Raw genomic sequence first — 16661 nt, forward strand, 5'->3', positions numbered from 1 at the left:
CGCGCAGGTCAAAACGCGACTATGAGACCGAGTCCTGCTGATCAGGCACCACAGTTCCGTCGGCCCGGTGCAGCGGGGCCTCCTTGCCGCCGGGCTCGATGTAGCCCTCGGTCGAGCATTCGTACAGGTCGCCCTGCTTCTTCTTCGGCTCGATGAACATGGGATTGACCAGCCAGCGACCGTCGACGTTGTCGTACGCCGAGCACATCAGCTCGGTCTTGTTGCGGTTGAGCACCAGGCGCAGGGCGGTGGCATCGGTGAGGAAGGTGACGTCGGTGTCGGAGTCCCCCGCTCCGAAAGCCGCGCGCTTCGGCTCGGCCTGCTGCTCGAACGCAGCGGGCCCCTTGACTCCGAAGACGTCCTCGTTGACCCGGCATCGCTTGCCCTCGATGTACGGGATGGCCGTCTCACCGCCGCACGGCACCAGCTTCGACGTCAGCACATCACCGTCTCGCTCGGTGCGCACGCCCATCACCTTGTCCGGGGTGAAGCCGAGATCGGCCGCCCACACCCGCACCACCGGCTCGGCCGACGCAGAGATGATGCGAACGTCGAAACCGTTGGTGCGCAAAGTTTTCACCAGGTCTCGCATCTCTGGGTAGTACCGGACCCAGCCGGTCTCCTCGCCGCTGCCGACCTTCTGCTCGGTGCCTTCTGGCGCGGCGAGATTTTCCTTACGGGCAGCCTCGGCGAACCCGGTCAGTTCCGATTCACGCCAACCGGCCAGCATCTGCGCGGCCCACGCGTACGACGGCTCGAACCGGCGGGCGTTGAACCCGGCGAAGGCCGGTTCGTCGGCCCGCGTCTCTCCGTCGGTGTACACCGACACCAGTTCGTCGGCACACCCGAGATCGGTGTCGGTCGGCATCGGCTGGCCCGGAGTGGTTGCGGCGCAAGCCTTGCCGAGCGCTGCGGCGGCCTGCGGGGTGAGGTACGGGCTCGTGGTCTTCCAGTCGCCGCCGGCGGGTGCCCGCAACTTGCCGTTGCGCACCATCCAGAAGAACGTCGCGTCGCCGATGTCGTTCTTGACCACGGTGTTGTCCCAGTCGAAGAGCGCCAGCGGAGCGCCGTCGGCCACCGAGCCGTCCGCCCCACAGGTACCCAACTCCGCGAGCATCGCGTTGATCCGGTCCCGGTTGTCGCCGTACCAACCGGGGCTGTCGACCAGAGTGCGACACGCGGGCGTTTGGGCAGCCGACGACTCTTCCGAGTCCTCGCTGGTACCGCACCCCGCCAGGGCGACCGTCGTCGCGGCGAGCAGAGACAGGACGGCACGTACGGTCATCGAGACTCCTGATTCAGTTGAGCTGGGTCATGCGGGTCGGGTCGAGCTCCGAGGTTCGTGAGGTGTCCTTGAGGTCGACGCCGGAGCGGCCCAGGGCCAGCGCGCCGTCGACCAGGCCGGCTGCCACCCGGGCGGCCTCGGCATATCCCAGGCCGTCGGGCGGGTGGATGTTGGAGATGCAGTTGCGGTCGGCGTCGGTGCGGCCGGGCATCGGCAGGTGGGTGAGGTAGATGCCGAGGCTGTCGGCGACGCTCAGGCCGGGCCGTTCCCCGATGATGACGAGCACGGTCCGCATCCGGGCCTGAGCTGCTATGTGGTCGCCGAGTGCGACGCGGGCCTGCGTGGCGATCACCGGCGGGGCCAGGGTGTGGCGGTCCTTGAGTGCGGCCACCAATTCGGTCAGCAGCGCAGCCCCGTGATGGGCCAGCGCCGTCGGCGACAAACCGTCGGCCAGCACGAAGCCGATGTCGGCCGGGGTTTCGGGCACCTGCATGCCGTCTTCGGGTGCCCGCCCCAGATCGGGGCGGCGCAGGTACTCGTCGCGGGAGGTGGCTTTACTGGTCACCACGGTCGGCTCGCCGATACTTACTTCGAGGAGAGCTTCCCGGAGTCGATCGACCTCCAGCGGCACGTGCACCGCATCGCGAGCGGCGGCATGCGCGGCGGACAGTTCCAGGACCCGTCGGGTGGGCAGGGCGTTGCCGGCCCGCCCCAACCCGATCCGGGCCTGGGTGGTCTTGCGCAGCTCATCCCAGAACTCTTGGACCGCAACCTCGTTCGAGCTCATCGCACCTCTGCCGAGGTCAGGGACCGCAGCACCGAACGCTCCAGGTCGAACGGGGTCAGCTTGCCGGTGTCGTCGACCATGCCGACGCGGCGCAACCAGGCCTCGAACTCGGCGGCCGGCCGCAGCCCCAGCGTGCGCCGGGCGGTCAGCACGTCGTGGAACGACAGGCTCTGGTAGCCCAGCATCACATCGTCGGCGCCCGGCACGGTGATGACAAAGGCCACCCCCGCCGCCGCCAGCAACGTCAGCAGCGTGTCCATGTCGTTCTGGTCGGCCTCGGCGTGGTTGGTGTAGCAGACGTCGACGCCCATCGGCAGCCCCAGCAACTTGCCGCAGAAGTGGTCTTCCAACCCGGCCCGGATGATCTGCTTGCCGTCGTAGAGGTACTCGGGCCCGATGAATCCGACGACGGTATTGACCAGCAGCGGCTGCAGGTCGCGGGCCACCGCGTAGGCGCGGGCCTCCAAGGTCTGCTGATCCACCGGCTTGCCGCCGACACCGAGGTGCGTCCCCGAACTCAGCACCGAACCCTGTCCTGTCTCCAGGTACATGACGTTGTCGCCGACGGTGCCTCTGTTGAGCGACCGCGCCGCATCGTTGCCTTCCCGCAACAGCTGCAGATTCACCCCGAACGCGGAGTTGGCCCCTTCGGTGCCCGCGATCGACTGGAAGATCAGGTCCACCGGCGCCCCGGCCTCGACCAGGCCGATCGTGGTGGTGACGTGCGACAGCACACAGGACTGCGCCGGGATGTCGTAGCGCGTGCGGATCGAGTCGAGCAGGTACAACAGGTCGGCGGTGGCTTGCGGCGAGTCGGTGGCCGGGTTGATCCCGATCACCGCGTCACCGCAGCCCAGCAACAGCCCGTCGAGCACCGCCGCGGCAATGCCACGCGGGTCATCGGTGGGATGGTTGGGCTGCAACCGGGTGGCCAGCGTGCCGCGGGCGCCGACCGTCGTGCGGAACGCCGCGGTCACCTCCGCGGCGGCCGACACCGCGATCAGATCCTGGTTGCGCATGATCTTGCTGACCGCCGCCACCATCTCCGGGGTCAGTCCCGGCGCGACAGTGGCCAGCCGCTCGGCGCTGTGATCGTGCGCGGTGGTGTCCATCAGCCAGTCCCGCAGCCCGCCGACCGTCAGATGTGAGATTTCCGAAAAGGCTTGGCGGTCATGGCTGTCCATGATCAGCCGGGTCACCTCGTCGGTGTCGTACGGCACCAGCTCCTCGTTGAGGAAGATGTCGAGCGGGAGGTCGGCGAGCACCCAGGCGGCGGCAGCGCGTTCACCGTCGTGCTCGGCCGCGCACCCGGCGAGCTGATCGCCCGAGCGCAGCGGGGTGGCCTTGGCCATCACCTCGACGAGCCCGTCGAAGCTGTAGGTCACCCCCGAAACCTGCTGGTGGTACTTCATTTCAATTCGCTCTCCGCTTCCGCGAGCATCGCGAACTCCTCATCGGGCGAGTTGGCCACCAGACGGTGGCGGCTGTACAGGGCGAAGTACAGCATGAACGCCGCGAACACCGCGAGACACAGACCGGCGGCCAGCGGGTTGACCAGGAAGGTCGCGATGAGCGCGACCACCGCGACGATCAGCGCGAAGCCGGTCGTCACGACACCGCCCGGGGTGCGGTACGGCCGGGGCATCTCCGGCTCGCGGACCCGCAGCACGATGTGGCTGATCATCATCAACACGTAGCTCAGTGCGGCGCCGAACACCGCCATGTTGAGGATCAGGTCCCCGTGGCCGGTCAGCGACAGCGCGAAGGCGACGACACCGGGGACGACCAGCGCCAGCGTCGGGGCCTTGCGCTTGTTGGTCACCGACAGCGAGGTGGGCAGGTACCCGGCGCGGGACAGCGCGAACGTCTGGCGGGAGTAGGCGTAGATGATCGAGAAGAAGCTGGCGATCAGACCGGCCAACCCGATGTAGTTGACGAGCCTGGCGGCCGTGCCGTCGCCGCCGAGCGCCTGCACCAGCGGATCGTCCACGGTCGACATCGCCTCGGCGCCACCGGCTCCGGTGGTCAGGAACAGCACCGTCACGCAGGTGACCACCAGGACGGTCATCGCGGCGATGATGCCGCGCGGCACGTTGCGCTCCGGGTTGGCGGTTTCCTCGGCGGCCAACGGAACGCCTTCGACGGCCAGGAAAAACCAGATGGCGAACGGGATGGCGGCCCAGATGCCGAGGTAACCATGCGGCAGGAACGCCGACGACCCCAGTGCCGACGCGTCGGGAGCCATGTCGGTCAGGTTGGCGACGTCGAAGCTGCCGATGGCGCTCACGGCGAAGATCACCAGGCCGAGGATCGCGATGGCGGTGATGACGAACATCAACCGCAGCGCCTCGCCGACGCCGGCGAGGTGGATGCCGATGAAGAGGATGAACGCCGCCAGGTACACCCACCAGCCCTTGTGGATTCCGAACAGTCCCAGGGATTCGACATAGCCGCCGATGAACGTGGCGATGGCCGCTGGGGCGATCGAGTATTCGATCAGGATCGCCGTGCCGGTGGCGAAGCCGCCCCAGGGGCCGAGCGCCCGGCGGGCGAAGGTGTAGCCGCCGCCGGCTGCGGGCAGGGCCGAGGACAGTTCGGCCAATCCCAACACCATGCAGAAGTACATGGTGGCGATGATCGCCACGGCGATCAGCAGACCACCGAAGCCGCCCTGTTCAAGGCCGAAGTTCCAGCCCGAGAAATCGCCGGAGATGACGTAGCTGACGCCCAGGCCGGCCAGCAGCAGCCAGCCCGCACTTCCGGATTTGAGCTGACGCTTCTGCAGATAGTCAGCGCTCTCCAGGTGTTCTTCCACACCCGCCATGTCAAACTCCTTCAGATACTGCATTTTTCGTATGTGATACCGGTCGTGCACCGAACGACGGACTCGATCCCGGGGGCCCGAGTGGGCGTGGCTCAAAGGTAGGAAACTCAACCTTTAAGGAAAGAGTATTGCCCGCCGCCGCGGCCCTGTCTACCCCAACGCCGAATTTCGGTGTCAATTGTCAGGTTTGAGCGGGAGGCCGACGACGATTCGGGCCGCGTTGTGCCCCAGAATCCGCGCCGTCACCGGGTCGGATGCTGCACCAGAACTCAACTCGGGCAATGGATCTACCAACTTGGCATGTCGGACACTCACCTCGCCGGCGGCAGCCACACCCACCCCCACCTGCAAGGGCGACCGCAGGGCCGCGCACCGCGCCAGCTCGGACGCAGACACCGCGTCGTCACCCGAAAATACGGTGTACGGAACACCTTCTTCCTCGATGCCGGCCAGCACCTGCCGCTCGACTTCGCGCTCACCTGAACTCATCACCACGATCACCGGAGGGTCGGGCTGCCCGCCGCTACGCGTCAACATCCACCTCCACCGTCCGGGCGTAGGAGGCCACCAGACCCGTGGCGACGGCATTGCGCGGCCCTTCGGAGCCACGGACATTTCCTGTACCGCAGACGATTCCGTACGGGGCCAGGGCGTCGGCGATGAGCTCGGGAATCTCGAAGTCCAGCGCACATCCGCCGAGCAGCACCACGAAGGAGATCTGACGCAGGTCCCCGCCGGGCGCGATCGCGCGGAGCGCGCGCAGCGCGTTGACGACGAAGACGCGTTCCTTGGCCGCGCGCCGCACCAGCCTGATCCGATCCATCGAGTGCCGGGTCGGGATCGCGGTCATTCCGAACTCACCCAGCGTCACGACCCTGGCGAAAGAGGCAGCGGGTAACGGCTTCTCGAAAAACGACACGGTGCCGTTCTCGAGCCGCACATGAAAGAAACTCTCTGCCTTGCCCAGCGGGAACCGTTTGATCTCCTCGGCCAGTTCCAGGTTGTCCAAACCCAACTCGGCGTCGATCAGCTTGGTGACCAGATCACCGGCGCCGGCCAGGTGCACAGTTTCGACCCGGCTGTCCATCTCGATCAGTGCGGCGTCGGTGGATCCACCACCCAGGTCCAACACCACGAGCGGCTTCTCGGTCCCGGGCGTGGTCAGCGCACCCAGGACCGCCATCTCCGCCTCGACACCACCGACCGACACCTGCACACCGTCGGCTCCGGACGCCAGCAACCGGTTGCGAACCTCGTCGGCCACCGCCCGCATGCCGCTTTCTCTGGTCCGCACCATGGCTGCCAGGGCCACCGCATTCTCCAACGCCACCTCACCGGCGACGCCACCGCGAACCTCTTGCGGCACAAAGGTGTCCACTGCCAGCAGATCCCGAATCCGGACATCTGCGATGGCGTGACCCGACAGCTCGGCCATGCTCTCGCGTACGTTGGCGATCATCCCCCCGGCATTGGTGCCCGCCTCACCGGCGACATCCGTCAGCGGAGCGACCCGCTCGACTGCGGTCATGATCTCCAGCGCCCCACGGGACACGTCGACCGACGCCCGTTTGTGTGCGCCGGCCAACTCGAGCGATCCGGCCGGGATGGTCCGATCCGCGACATCACCGGCCGGGGTGCGCACCACGACCGCCGAACGGTTCCCCGTCAACGCCCGCGCCACCGGCGACACCACCTTGGTCGCCGGTGCATCGAGGCCGAAGATCGTCGCCAGGCCATAGGCATTGGACAGCGTCCGGATCGACATCCCGGGTGCGGCCACCTCCACCGCCGCCAGCATGCCCAGCGGCACCGCGTCGATGCGCGACACCTCGTCGATCACCGGGATCACCGAGTCGAGCCGGTTGGCCACCAGCACGGCGTCGTCGTTGGCCAGAATCGCCCCCGACACCCGCACGCCGCGGACCGAGGCCGCGTTGATCGCGCGGGCGGCCACCTCGAAGTCGACGTCGCGGGGCACCACCACGATCACCTCGGTGTCACAAGCAGTTTGGGCCAGGCTCGCGAATGCGACAGTGACCCCCACCCCGAGTCCGCGGCCACCCGGCGTCCGCGGATCGTGGCCGATCATCGTCGATTCGGTGATGATGGTCTCGGTGATGGTTTCCATCGCCATGCCGCTGATCACCGGGGTGGCCTCATTCAGCAGAACGACGTCCAGCTCGGCCGGCCGGATGCCGGCCGCGTCCAACGCGCGCAGCACCGCCTGGGTCACCCCATCGGCATTGCGGGGGGTGCCCTTGACGCCCGTCGTGGGCGTCAGGGCAGCACCGCAGAAGCGCACCGACCCGTCGGATGCGACGACCGCGGCACTCGCCTCGGTCGTCGAGTTGCCGATGTCGACACCGACAACGCTCACCGCCATCAGGTCCCCAGTGCCTCGGAGGTGGGCTCGGCGAACTGCGGGGTCACCTCGACAGGCCGGGCCTGCTTACGGATCTGCTCGGTCTCCTTCAGGTGCAGCAGCGCCGCCTTGGCCTGCCAGCGTGGGCGGGCCATCTGATCGTTGAGCGTCGGAACCGGCTCGGGTGATTCGCCTTTGGCGTACTGGGCGGCGTTCGACCCGATCTGGCGGTAGGTCTGAAGAGTCATCAGCGGGCTCTGCGGGAACAACTCCAGGCTCGACAACCGCGGCAGGTCACGCTGGTGGATCATCGACGTGCCGCGAGAGAGGATGCCGATACCGATACCCGACCCGCTCAACCTGGCCGCAGCGTGTGCGACGACCGCGAGGTCACTGCTGTGCCGGACCCGGATACACCGCGCCGCCACCTCCTGCTCCTCGATGCCGGCCAGGATCTGCCGGATCACGTCGGCATGGGGCAGACCGACGATGGTCTGGCTGAAGAAGTCGGCGAAGGCCGGTGATATTGCCAATACCACCTCGTCAGAGCGGGTTCCGGCAGCCGCGGTGGTGTCACCGGTGAAAGTGATTGTCCGGTCTGCCATGTCACTGGACCTCCTGCTCGGGGTTCTCGGCGCTGGTCACGTGACGCAGCCGCTTCATCTCCTCCCAGCGATCGCCCGACGGGCGGTAGCCCGTTCCCGGGCCCGCGTAGTCATTGCGGTCGTTGACCGCCGACAACGGCGTCAGGTCACGGGTCATGATCGCCGAGGTCTGCAGCAGATCACCGGAAACCCGTTGCCGCAGTACCGCCAGCAGGTTTTCGGCGACATCGGAGAAGCCGGTGGATTCCAGCGCCTTGACCAGGTCCAGCCCGGTGATGTTGCGATCCATCACCTGCTGGGCGCCCTTGAGGTCTTCCAGGACATCGCGCGGGATCAGCTCGCGGCTGCCGTGGGCATATACGGCCGTCTCGATCTCGGCATCGCTGATGGCCGGCAGGTCGAGATAGGCGAACACCGCCTGCAGCGCCTTGCCCGCCCGGCGGCGGGCCGAGAGGATCTCGGCCTCGTTCACGTGGCGCAGCCCGCCGTCGATCTGCAGATCCCGCTGGATGGTGTTGAAGTCGTCGTAGTCTTCGGCGTCCAGGTTGGACCCGGCGAACATGTCGTCATAGTTCGGCGGCGCCGAGTAGCCCGAGCAGATGAAGTCGGTGCCCGGCATCATCTGCGGCAACAACCGCGCGATCCGGCGCATCGGCGAATGCGAGAACGACTGGTCGTTGCCCGAGGCGCATTCCAGATCCAGCGCCGAGGCGATCAGGTTCTCGGCAGCCACAGCCCGGATGCCGGCCGGCACTGCGCCGGGCACTCCGATGCACGAGATCGAACCGTTCTGCAACCCTTGTACGCCTGCACCTTTGGCCACCAGGATGCAGCGGATCTCCAGGTACAGCATCGAGCGGCCCTCGGCGTTGCCCATCTGTACCTCAGAGCCGGTGCCCGAGGTGAACCGCATCTTGATCCCGCGCGACGCATAGGCGGCGGCCAGGAACGCCTTGGACCAGGGAGTGTCATCGCCGTCGACGAACACCGATTCGGTGCCGTACACCGAGATCGTCTCGGCGTAGGCGGTGATACCGCGCATGCCCAACTCCAGCTCGGTGGCCTCTTCCAGCGCGCACTGGGTCAACCTGCCGCCGACACCCACCTGGCTCCCGATCTGTTGGGCCATCGCGACCAGCGGCGCGTAACGCACCACACCCAAAGTGGTTTCCACTTCCGCGAATCCGCGTAGCGACGCCTCGGCGGCCTCACACGCCACCTGCAGTGGATTGTCCCGCGCACTCGTGCAGTGCGCCTGATTCGCCGGCGTACGACGGGCCCGCATCTTCTGGATGCCCATCATGATCTCGACGATGTTGAGCGTCTTGGCGACCTCGAGCAGCTTGGCCGGGGTGAGACCGCCGGTCACCGCGATCACCTGCTCGCGGGTCACATGGGGGTCGACCAGCATCCGGGCGATCTCTGCCGCCGGGATCGCCATCGCCTGTTCGGTGGTCGCGACGTCGATGGCGTGGTCGGCGATGAACTGGTCGATGAAGTCGAAATCGGCGCGAGCCCGGCCGTCCATCTCCACGATGACGCCGTCGGCGACCCGCACGCTCGGCGCCGGATCGAACGCGCTGTCCATGGCCACCATGCCGACTTCCGGCCATTCCTCGACGAAGCCGTCGAGGTTCACCGGCCGGTCTTCGAGGACCCTGGTGCGCTCGGACTGCCGGCGGTGGCCCGCCGCGGAATGCTGGGGCGATGCTGCTGTCACCGGTGTCTCCTATTCGCTGGTGGCCAGGATGTCGCGACGCTCGTACACGTCGGCGGCTTCACGGACGAGCCCGGCCAGCAATCCCGCGCCGTACTTCGTGTCCAATTCGTCGGCGATCGAGTCGAGCTCGGCCTTCGTCGAGGCATTCGGCCGCAACGCGTTGTAGATCTGCAACACCCGCTCATCGCTGATCGCCGTCATCTCCGCGGCCCGACGCAGGTTCGACCCGAGCTGGCGACGCCCCACCTTCTCGGCGATCTGCGCCTGCAGGCGCAAAGTCTGCGGCGTGATGCGCAGGTCCGAGGCTTCGACCTCGCCCGACATCACCGCCTCCATGGTGAGGTCGTTGATCGGCTTGCCGTTGGGTGTGAACAGCAAGTCCGTGCGATTGAGGCTCAGCGGGTAGTCCGCCGACGGATCGAGGGTCGGTTCTGTCATTCACTGCTCCAACTGATTCGGCGTGGTTCTCTATCCGCGTGCAACACAACGCGTGACAATTGTGCGCTGCATCACGTTGCATGAAGGTTGCGCTGCAGGTCAGTGCGGCTAACCTGTCCCGACGATGCACGTTCCGGGATTCAGCTCGATCGCCGCCCTCGGCGAGTTCTTTGCCCTGCCGACGGCTGAGGCGGCCGGCTGGCGGACCATCGAAACGCTGTGCGGTGACCCGGCCGTGTTGCGCGAGTACACGACGCGCACCCGGGCCGCGACCGCATCCGGCTTCGGCATCGACGCGGCCGACATCCCGGTCAAGGCAGCCGCCTCCTCCCTGCACCTGGCGATCACCGCGCGCCTGCTCTCCCCCGCCGTCGGCGCCGCGGTGTGCCTGGACGCCATCCCGTTGCTCACGCCGGATTCGGTGTTCTGGCAGCAGGATTCATCCCATCGACCACTGCTGGGATCCCGTGGGGTCGAGTGGGTGACCGAGACCGACGCGCACCGCGGCGCAGCCGTCATCGCCGAGTCGCTGATCGCAACCGTGTTGAGTCTGCTGAACGCCACGATGCGGGAGGCGGTTTCCCTGCCACCACAGGTGATGTGGGGCAACGTCGCATCGGCGGCCAACGGCGCCGTCACCGTGCTGGGCGCGACACGTCCCGACGCCGCGCCGCGCGGCCGCGAACTGGTGGCGGCACTGATCGCGATCGAGCCACTACGCGGGGCGGCAGACGTTGCGGGACAACGGTTTCGGCGACGCAACTGCTGCCTGTTCTACCAGGTACCCGGCGGCGGCTACTGCGGCGACTGCGTGCTGGTGTGACGCCTACAGGGCAGCTGCCGCGCTTCTGTCAGATTGCCGCTGCCGCGACTTCCGTCAGATTGCCGCTGCCGCGGCGGACGCCACCGCCACGTCCTGCTCCACACTCCCGGCACTGACACCGACCGCACCGACCACCACCCCGTCGACTTCCAACGGGATGCCGCCGCCGAACACCACGAGCCCGCCCGCGGTCTGTTCCAGGCCGTACAACTCACCGCCCGGCTGAACCGCCGCCATGAGCGCGCTGGTGGGCAGGTTCATCAGCACCGCGGTGCGCGCCTTGCGGATCGAGATGTCGATACTGGCCTTGATCGCACCGTCCATCCGCACGAACGCCACCAGATGACCTCCGTCATCGACCGCCGCGACGTTCATCGGCTGGCCGATCTCCTCGGCCTTGGCGACGGCGGCGTCGAGCACCTTCTGCGCGGCGGCCAGCGACAGCGATGTCATGCATGTCCCTCCAAGTAGACCGCGAACGTTGGCTTGTATGCGAGTTTTGCGGGGGGTTCGCACACAAGCCAACGTTCGGCGGTGGATCAGAAAAAGCCCTGAGCCTTGTTGGCGTAGCTCACCAACAGGTTCTTGGTCTGCTGGTAGTGGTCGAGCATCATCTTGTGGTTCTCCCGGCCGATACCGGACTGCTTGTAGCCACCGAACGCGGCATGCGCGGGGTACTGGTGGTAGCAGTTGGTCCACACCCGGCCGGCCTTGATGTCCCGGCCGGCCCGGTAGGCGGTGTTGCCGTTGCGGCTCCACACACCGGCACCGAGACCGTAGAGGGTGTCGTTGGCGATCGAGATGGCGTCGTCGTAATCCTTGAACGAGGTGACGGCGACGACGGGACCGAAGATCTCCTCCTGGAACAGCCGCATCTTGTTGTGCCCGGTGAAGATCGTCGGCGCCACATAGAAGCCGCCGCCCAGATCGCCACCCAGATCGGCCCTCTCACCACCGGTGATCAGTTGCGCACCTTCGGATTTCCCGATCTCGATGTAGGACAGGATCTTCTCCAGCTGATCGTTGGAGGCCTGCGCACCGATCATCGTCTCGGTGTCCAGCGGATCGCCCTGACGCACGGCCTTGGTGCGGATCGCGGCCAGCTCAAGGAATTCGTCGAAGATGTCGGCCTGGATCAGCGACCGCGACGGGCAGGTGCACACCTCGCCCTGGTTCAGGGCGAACATGGTGAACCCTTCCAGCGCCTTGTCCTGGAAGTCGTCGGTGGCCGCCAGCACATCAGAGAAGAAGATGTTCGGGCTCTTGCCGCCCAGCTCGAGCGTCACGGGGATCAGGTTCTGGCTGGCGTACTGCATGATCAGCCGGCCCGTGGTGGTCTCACCGGTGAAGGCGATCTTGGCGATTCGGTTGCTCGAGGCCAGCGGCTTGCCGCACTCGACGCCGAAACCGTTGACCACGTTGACCACGCCGGCAGGCAGCAGGTCACCGATCAACGACATCAGGTACAGCACCGAAACCGGTGTCTGCTCAGCGGGTTTGAGCACCACCGCGTTACCCGCGGCCAGCGCGGGCGCCAGCTTCCACACCGCCATCAGGATCGGGAAGTTCCACGGGATGATCTGTCCGACCACACCGAGCGGCTCGTGGAAGTGGTAGGCGACGGTGTCCTCGTCGATCTGCGAGAGCGAACCCTCCTGGGCGCGCAGCACTCCGGCGAAGTACCGGAAGTGATCGACCGCCAGCGGGATGTCGGCGTTCAGCGTCTCGCGGATCGGCTTGCCGTTGTCCCACGACTCGGCCAGCGCCACGGATTCGAGGTTTTCCTCGATCCGGTCGGCGATCTTGTTGAGGACGACGGCCCGCTCGGCCGGCGAGGTCTTGCCCCAGGCCGGCGCGGCGGCGTGCGCGGCGTCCAGCGCCTTCTCGACGTCGGCCTCGGTGGAGCGGGCCACCTCGCAGAACACCTGTCCCGTCACCGGAGTCGGGTTCTCGAAGTACCGGCCTTCGGCGGGAGCAACCCACTCTCCCCCGATGTAGTTGTCATAGCGGGATTCAAAGGACATCAGAGCGCTGTCGGCACCCGGACGGGCATATACAGTCATGGCACATCTCCTGCATTCGGACACGGACGTGTGTCGGTCATCACTAAAGGTAGCCAGCAGTACGTTGCAGCACAGTTGCACACGTGAAATGGCTCGCAGGCCGACGATTCAGGCCAGTTCGGAGTCGATTCCGGCGAGATGTCCGCGGGCCTGGGCCCGCGCCACCGGGTCGGCCTCGGCGTGATCGTGCAGCACTCGCCAGCCCTGACGGTCGTCGCGGCCGTCGGGCAACTCCAACCACCGCCGCAGCAATTGCACGCTGCTGCCGGCCAGCACCGCTTCACGCAGGCCGGCACGCAGCTCGGTGCGCAGGCGCGCGATCGCCGGAGACACCGACTGCGGTAACAACGCCCCCGAGTACGCCTCCAGGGCGGCCGCCACGTTCCCGGCCTGCAGCGCGTCGTACACGTCCCCCATGTCGCTGGCCACCGGGGCCAGCAATCGGTACGGCCGCGACGCGATGTACTGACCGCCGATGACCCGCCGCAGCCGCGACACCTCGGCGCGCACCGTGACGACATCGAGGTCTTTGTCATCGAGCAGCAGCGCCAGATGGTCGGCGCTCAAGCCCTCGGGATGCCGGATCAGCAACACCAGGATGTCGGCGTGACGGCCGGTCAGCACGCTGTCCTGAGGTCGGCCCTCGGCGTCGGGCACCCGCCAGCGGGGGCGGTCGGCGCCCAACACCCGCAGCCGCGCCCCCTCGTCCGTCGCGGGGACGACGGGTGTGGTGAGGCGCAGCAGGGCCAGCTGGTTCTCCACCGCCGCAGCGGTCGCCCGGACCAGCGCCAATGTCTGCGGCGATGCGACCTTGGAACCGCCGGTCAGATCGATGGCACCCAACAGCGCACCGGTGGCCGGGTCGTGCACCGGAACCGCGGTACAACTCCACGGATGCACGATCCGGGAGAAGTGCTCGGAGCCCAGGATCTGCAGTTCGCGGTCCAGCGCCAGCGCGGTGCCGGGCGCGTTCGTCCCGGCCGTGCGCTCGCTCCAGTCCGAGCCCGGCACGAAATTCATGGCCTCGGCCTTACGGCGCACACCATGGTCGCCCTCGACCCAGAGCAGCGTGCCGTCGGCCGCGGTGATCGCCACCAGCACTCCGGCGTCGACGGCGTCCTCGACCAGGAGCCGCCGGATCAACGGCAAGGTGGGTGCCAGGGGATGTCTCTCGCGCAGCTCGGTCAGCGCCGTCGCCGCAGCTGCCGCCCTGGCCCCGAGGTCAGGATCCACGCCGGTGGCCAGGCTGCGCTGCCAACTTTCGGCGATGATGCGGCGTACCGGCGCCGAATCCAGATAGTCGGCATCCACCCGACCCTCGATGAACAGGTCGTGGATGGCACGCACCTTCGCGGGCTGTGCCCGGGTCGACATCCGGCCTCCCGCGTTTCTCGATGCGGCCACCGCTATCACGCTCCCGGCATGGATATGGCATTGACGCGTGTCCGCCAGGATAGTTGACCTGCCGGTTGCGCGTACGCCACCGGCTGGTCACACGCCGGCGAATCGGTGAATCGCCCGACGGCCGGTATAGTGGGGTCACGGCGGCTTGCTCGTTCTGCCTTTGCCGCGATCTCGATCTCACCTTTCAGCGCCGCGGGAGTCACCCGCGCCGAGCAGAACGTCGCCTACTTTCTTCGGAGTTGTTTTTTGTCTGCCCAGACCACCTTTGCCGATCTCGGCCTGCCCGCCGAACTCGTGGCGGCGCTGGCCGCCGACGGCGTGACCACGCCGTTCCCCATCCAGGCCGCCACCCTGCCCGACTCGCTGACCGGCCGCGATGTGCTCGGCCGGGGCCGCACCGGCTCCGGTAAGACCTACGCATTCCTGCTTCCGCTGGTCGCCCGCCTGGCCACCAGCGACACCCGGCGGGCGCCGAAGCGGCCCCGCGCGCTGATCCTGGCGCCCACCCGCGAACTCGTCACCCAGATCGAGGCCTCGCTGGCCCCACTGGCGGCGGCAACCGGGCTGCGCTCGGTCAACATCTTCGGCGGTGTGGGACCCAACCCGCAGATCGCTGCCCTGCAGCGCGGGGTCGACATCGTGATCGCGTGCCCGGGGCGGCTCGAGGACCACATGCGCTCCGGCCACGTCGACCTGTCCGCGGTGGAGATCACCGTGCTCGACGAGGCCGACCACATGGCCGATCTCGGCTTCCTGCCCGGGGTGAAGCGACTGCTGGACCGCACGCCGAAGAACTGTCAGCGGCTGCTGTTCTCGGCCACCCTGGACGCCGGAGTGGATGTCCTGGTGGACCGCTACCTGCATGAGCCGGTGGTGCACAGCGTGGACTCCGCGCAGTCGCCGGTGACCGCGATGGTGCACCACGTGCTGCACGTGGACAATTCGACGCGGATCAACGTGGTCGCCGACCTGGCCGCCGCACCGGGACGCACCATCGTCTTCGCCCGCACCAAATACGGCGCGAAAAACCTCACCCGTCAACTCAATTCACGCGGTATCGCGGCAGTTGAGTTGCACGGCAACCTGTCCCAGAACGCGCGTACCCGCAACCTGACGGCGTTCTCCGACGGATCGGCGGCCGTGCTGGTCGCCACCGACATCGCCGCCCGCGGGATCCACGTCGACGATGTCAGCCTCGTCGTGCACGCCGACCCGCCGGTCGAGCACAAGGCCTATCTGCATCGGTCCGGCCGCACCGCCCGTGCGGGCAACGAGGGCACCGTGGTGACGATCATGCACGACGCCCAGGTCTCCGACGTGCGCAGCCTGACGCGCAAGGCCGGGGTCAAGCCCACCATCACCCGGGTGAAGGGCACCGACCATCCGGTGCTTCGTGAAATTGCGCCCGGGGAACGGGTTTTCGGTGATCCGATCCGCCCAGAACCGGCTGCGCAGCCCGCTCAGGCGCCGCGCCGCCAGGGCAACAAGTCCGGGCAGCCCGGCAAGTCCGGTCAGCAGCAGCGTCGCAACCGGCCCAGCGGCGGCAATCGCACCGGCGCCGCCCCGGCCCGCTCCGGCTCCGGCGGTCACCAGCGCGGCGGGCCACGACGCCCTCGCCGGGCCGGCGACGCCAGCTCAAGCCGCTAGAGCCAGAAAGTGTGCGGTCCCGCTCGCCTCTCCATGTCGAACGGGACCGCACCGGCTTCAGAGTCCCCAGGCGTTGGCCGCGCCGCGATCGGTGGCGGCCACGTCATCCGCACCGTCACGCACCGCATTGCCCAGGGCGAACAGGATCTCGTTGAGGGCGGCCGCGGCCTGGTTCCACCGGTCTTGTTCGACGGCATAGGCCTGTGCGGCCTCGCGCGTCCAGACCTGTTGCAGCGGCGCGATCTGCGCCCGCAGCTCGTCCAGGGCGGCGTTGAACCGGCTGGACGTGGTGTGGATTTCCTGGCGGACCGTGTACTCGATCTCGCCGAAGTCGTACGACAGTACGTTGCTCATCGCCAGATCCCCTCAGATACCGTCGCCGACGGCACCGAGCCACTGCGCGTGGGTGTCGGTGGCCGCGCGCAACGTGCGTTCGTTGGCGCGGATGGTCTCGGCGATCCGGCCCAACGTGGTGTGCAAGGTCAGTGATTCGCTGTTCCACCGATCGACCACATCCCGGAACCGAGTTGCCGCCACCCCACCCCACACTGACGGCGGCACACTGCTCATCCTCCCGATGAACGTCGCAAGCATGGCGCGGACATCGTCGTTGAGTACGTCGATCCGGCCGGCCACGCTCGTCATCACGTCGAAGTCGGTGCCCAACGGCCCGGTCAGTCCTGGTGGCATGTGTCCTGCCCTT

The 16661-nt window shown here is 67.5% G+C and carries 16 protein-coding genes; 2 read left to right on the forward strand and 14 right to left on the reverse strand.

The features are described from left to right. Positions 1-19: 19 nt before the first annotated feature. From A5740_RS06475 to A5740_RS06515, 9 genes are all read right to left on the reverse strand, one after another. Positions 20-1285: a haloacid dehalogenase-like hydrolase gene (locus A5740_RS06475; RefSeq protein WP_076192454.1), complete on the reverse strand. Its 1266-nt coding sequence runs from the start codon at positions 1283-1285 to the stop codon at positions 20-22. 13 nt (positions 1286-1298) lie between these two features. Further along, positions 1299-2072 carry an ethanolamine ammonia-lyase subunit EutC gene (gene eutC, locus A5740_RS06480; RefSeq protein WP_076192456.1) on the reverse strand — a complete coding sequence of 258 codons (774 nt, stop codon included), beginning with the start codon at positions 2070-2072 and terminating at the stop codon, positions 1299-1301. Further along, positions 2069-3484, reverse strand: a complete 1416-nt coding sequence (locus A5740_RS06485; RefSeq protein ID WP_076192458.1) for an ethanolamine ammonia-lyase subunit EutB — start codon at positions 3482-3484, stop codon at positions 2069-2071. Before A5740_RS06485 ends, eutC begins: the two co-directional genes overlap by 4 nt. After that, positions 3481-4896: an ethanolamine permease gene (eat, locus tag A5740_RS06490; RefSeq protein WP_076192866.1), complete on the reverse strand. Its 1416-nt coding sequence runs from the start codon at positions 4894-4896 to the stop codon at positions 3481-3483. The genes A5740_RS06485 and eat overlap by 4 nt, the downstream gene beginning before the upstream one ends. Before the next feature lie 174 nt (positions 4897-5070). Further along, complete coding sequence (locus A5740_RS06495; protein WP_254849095.1) at positions 5071-5433, reverse strand: glycerol dehydratase reactivase beta/small subunit family protein; 363 nt, start codon at positions 5431-5433, stop codon at positions 5071-5073. After that, the gene (locus A5740_RS06500; RefSeq protein WP_076192460.1) at positions 5420-7279 is read right to left on the reverse strand and encodes a diol dehydratase reactivase subunit alpha; all 1860 of its coding nucleotides are present in this window, start codon (positions 7277-7279) and stop codon (positions 5420-5422) included. Before A5740_RS06500 ends, A5740_RS06495 begins: the two co-directional genes overlap by 14 nt. Beyond that, complete coding sequence (locus A5740_RS06505; protein ID WP_076192462.1) at positions 7279-7863, reverse strand: propanediol/glycerol family dehydratase medium subunit; 585 nt, start codon at positions 7861-7863, stop codon at positions 7279-7281. Before A5740_RS06505 ends, A5740_RS06500 begins: the two co-directional genes overlap by 1 nt. A gap of 1 nt (position 7864) precedes the next feature. Continuing rightward, positions 7865-9583 (reverse strand): propanediol/glycerol family dehydratase large subunit, encoded by a 1719-nt coding sequence (locus tag A5740_RS06510; RefSeq protein WP_076192464.1) that lies wholly within the window; start codon positions 9581-9583, stop codon positions 7865-7867. A gap of 9 nt (positions 9584-9592) precedes the next feature. After that, positions 9593-10021, reverse strand: a complete 429-nt coding sequence (locus A5740_RS06515) for a diol dehydratase small subunit (RefSeq protein ID WP_076192466.1) — start codon at positions 10019-10021, stop codon at positions 9593-9595. Between the two features lie 124 nt (positions 10022-10145). Between A5740_RS06515 and A5740_RS06520 the strand changes: the two genes are divergently transcribed. Beyond that, a complete protein-coding gene (locus A5740_RS06520; RefSeq protein ID WP_076192468.1) occupies positions 10146-10844 on the forward strand; it encodes a (2Fe-2S)-binding protein in 699 nt (232 codons plus the stop codon). Between the two features lie 54 nt (positions 10845-10898). Here A5740_RS06520 and A5740_RS06525 read toward each other — a convergent pair whose 3' ends face one another. From A5740_RS06525 to A5740_RS06535, 3 genes are all read right to left on the reverse strand, one after another. Further along, on the reverse strand, positions 10899-11297 hold the full coding sequence (locus A5740_RS06525) for a heme-binding protein (protein ID WP_076192470.1): 399 nt from the start codon (positions 11295-11297) through the stop codon (positions 10899-10901). Between the two features lie 86 nt (positions 11298-11383). Next, positions 11384-12907, reverse strand: a complete 1524-nt coding sequence (adh, locus tag A5740_RS06530; protein ID WP_076192471.1) for an aldehyde dehydrogenase — start codon at positions 12905-12907, stop codon at positions 11384-11386. A gap of 108 nt (positions 12908-13015) precedes the next feature. Beyond that, entirely contained in the window at positions 13016-14281 is a 1266-nt protein-coding gene (locus tag A5740_RS06535) for a GAF domain-containing protein (RefSeq protein WP_076192473.1), read from the reverse strand. Positions 14282-14557: 276 nt separating this feature from the next. Between A5740_RS06535 and A5740_RS06540 the strand changes: the two genes are divergently transcribed. Further along, positions 14558-15958, forward strand: a complete 1401-nt coding sequence (locus A5740_RS06540) for a DEAD/DEAH box helicase (protein WP_076192475.1) — start codon at positions 14558-14560, stop codon at positions 15956-15958. A 57-nt stretch (positions 15959-16015) separates the two neighbouring features. Here the strand turns inward: A5740_RS06540 and A5740_RS06545 are convergent, their stop codons facing one another. Both A5740_RS06545 and A5740_RS06550 read right to left on the reverse strand, forming a co-directional pair. Next, on the reverse strand, positions 16016-16312 hold the full coding sequence (locus A5740_RS06545) for a WXG100 family type VII secretion target (protein WP_076192477.1): 297 nt from the start codon (positions 16310-16312) through the stop codon (positions 16016-16018). Between the two features lie 12 nt (positions 16313-16324). Continuing rightward, positions 16325-16648 carry a WXG100 family type VII secretion target gene (locus A5740_RS06550; protein WP_076192479.1) on the reverse strand — a complete coding sequence of 108 codons (324 nt, stop codon included), beginning with the start codon at positions 16646-16648 and terminating at the stop codon, positions 16325-16327. Positions 16649-16661: the final 13 nt, after the last annotated feature.

The organism is Mycobacterium sp. GA-1841, assembly GCF_001954135.1.
Classification (GTDB): Bacteria; Actinomycetota; Actinomycetes; order Mycobacteriales; family Mycobacteriaceae; genus Mycobacterium.

Bases quoted from the DNA above. Each gene is read 5' to 3' on its own strand.
- A5740_RS06475 (WP_076192454.1), bottom strand. From the start codon at position 1,285: ATGACCGTACGTGCCGTCCTGTCTCTGCTCGCCGCGACGACGGTCGCC.
- eutC (WP_076192456.1), bottom strand. From the start codon at position 2,072: ATGAGCTCGAACGAGGTTGCGGTCCAAGAGTTCTGGGATGAGCTGCGC.
- A5740_RS06485 (WP_076192458.1), bottom strand. From the start codon at position 3,484: ATGAAGTACCACCAGCAGGTTTCGGGGGTGACCTACAGCTTCGACGGG.
- eat (WP_076192866.1), bottom strand. From the start codon at position 4,896: ATGGCGGGTGTGGAAGAACACCTGGAGAGCGCTGACTATCTGCAGAAG.
- A5740_RS06495 (WP_254849095.1), bottom strand. From the start codon at position 5,433: ATGTTGACGCGTAGCGGCGGGCAGCCCGACCCTCCGGTGATCGTGGTG.
- A5740_RS06500 (WP_076192460.1), bottom strand. From the start codon at position 7,279: ATGGCGGTGAGCGTTGTCGGTGTCGACATCGGCAACTCGACGACCGAG.
- A5740_RS06505 (WP_076192462.1), bottom strand. From the start codon at position 7,863: ATGGCAGACCGGACAATCACTTTCACCGGTGACACCACCGCGGCTGCC.
- A5740_RS06515 (WP_076192466.1), bottom strand. From the start codon at position 10,021: ATGACAGAACCGACCCTCGATCCGTCGGCGGACTACCCGCTGAGCCTC.
- A5740_RS06520 (WP_076192468.1), top strand. From the start codon at position 10,146: ATGCACGTTCCGGGATTCAGCTCGATCGCCGCCCTCGGCGAGTTCTTT.
- A5740_RS06525 (WP_076192470.1), bottom strand. From the start codon at position 11,297: ATGACATCGCTGTCGCTGGCCGCCGCGCAGAAGGTGCTCGACGCCGCC.
- adh (WP_076192471.1), bottom strand. From the start codon at position 12,907: ATGACTGTATATGCCCGTCCGGGTGCCGACAGCGCTCTGATGTCCTTT.
- A5740_RS06535 (WP_076192473.1), bottom strand. From the start codon at position 14,281: ATGTCGACCCGGGCACAGCCCGCGAAGGTGCGTGCCATCCACGACCTG.
- A5740_RS06545 (WP_076192477.1), bottom strand. From the start codon at position 16,312: ATGAGCAACGTACTGTCGTACGACTTCGGCGAGATCGAGTACACGGTC.
- A5740_RS06550 (WP_076192479.1), bottom strand. From the start codon at position 16,648: ATGCCACCAGGACTGACCGGGCCGTTGGGCACCGACTTCGACGTGATG.